At 57.1% G+C, this 1264-nt stretch carries 1 protein-coding gene; it reads left to right on the top strand.

The features are described 5' to 3' along the window. Window positions 1–644 precede the first annotated feature (644 nt). Window positions 645–1118, top strand: a complete 474-nt coding sequence (locus AU381_RS27760; RefSeq protein WP_037403195.1) for a DUF2867 domain-containing protein — start codon at window positions 645–647, stop codon at window positions 1116–1118. Window positions 1119–1264: the final 146 nt, after the last annotated feature.

The following is a 1264-nucleotide window of genomic DNA, read 5'->3' as shown; positions in this document are numbered from 1 at the left end:
CACTATCGCCCACATCCGGGTCCTGACACGACGCTTGGCAAGGTACGGATATTGTTGAGACCTTTTCGAGTCAGGCTCTTACAGCCGAGCAAGTCACTGATCGGCTTAAGGCTGATGGCGCCGACAAGCTCAATAGCTCGAAAGAGCGCAGTTTCCGGGTCCAGTACGTAAACTACGTTGTCCATCTTACTCCTTTCCACGGTGAAGCGGTCTATTACCGTCAACTCGATCGAGACGTGATTTGTGACGCCAGGTGCTTGGCTATGCCGCATTCCGCGAGCTAAACAAAATCGATTGTTTGCATGGTATCCATCCGCGCGATGGATGCTGGATGCTCCTCGCCGCTCCGCAAAGGCGTACCTGAGTTCTTGGTCACCCAGATCAGCGTCTCCACTCATCATGTCTGATTAGTACTGCAATCCGCTGCTGCTTTTACGGTGTGGCACCCTGAATAACGTCCGAGCGTGCAAACCGTCGATCGCTGTCGCCCCGTCGGTGCATGCCACAATGCGACAAATGGCCCTTAACTGCGGCAAGCGGTCCGCTATCTCGCGCCGCCTTCCTGCGCAATCATGATGTTAGGTAGAATGCACGGTAATCGCCCTGATTGGGCGGAAGCTATAAGAGCGGAAGGCAGGCAGCTGATGAGACCACGAAGGGCCACCGTAAGACTGCCGAACGCCTGGCTTCCGGGAGCTGATTGGGCTGATCGCTACGAAGTCCTCGTCTTGTCCGAACGGATGACAGCGGCTGAGGCCGCCTGGCGAGTGCTTGGGAGTGCACCCCGCTGGGTGCGAAACCTTCTGTGCTTTCGAAACCGCCTCGTGCCTTTGATCGGTCTGAACGCAACCGCGGATACGAGGCATTCCGACCTGGTCGCCAGCCTCCCACTCATGCACAGCGACGACAGCCAAACAGTGTTCGGCTATGATGACCATCACCTGCTTTTTCGCCTGGTCGTGGATGTCCGTGAAGGGCCGGCTGATAGCCAGGTCGTTGGAATGACCACCCTGGTGCGCCGCAGAAGTCTTTTGGGCCGGCTCTATCTTGCCGCTGCCATTCCCTTTCATAAGGCGATTATCCCGTCCTTGCTGACGGCGATTGAACGACCCGGCTAAACCACATCCTTGCAACAGGAACATCGCGCCGCTGGTAAGCGCCGTGCGTTTGAGGAAGACCTCAAAGGGCACTGTAAAGTTATCAGCGGATTGATGCAGCGATAGCTGGCGGGGACGGCTGTCAGGCTGCGGCGACACACGCGATT

Origin of the sequence: Sinorhizobium glycinis (genome assembly GCF_001651865.1) — a bacterium.
Lineage (GTDB): Bacteria > Pseudomonadota > Alphaproteobacteria > Rhizobiales > Rhizobiaceae > Sinorhizobium > Sinorhizobium glycinis.
This window is presented reverse-complemented; position numbering and strand designations above follow the sequence as displayed.

Bases quoted from the DNA above. Each gene is read 5' to 3' on its own strand.
- AU381_RS27760 (WP_037403195.1), top strand. From the start codon at position 645: ATGAGACCACGAAGGGCCACCGTAAGACTGCCGAACGCCTGGCTTCCG.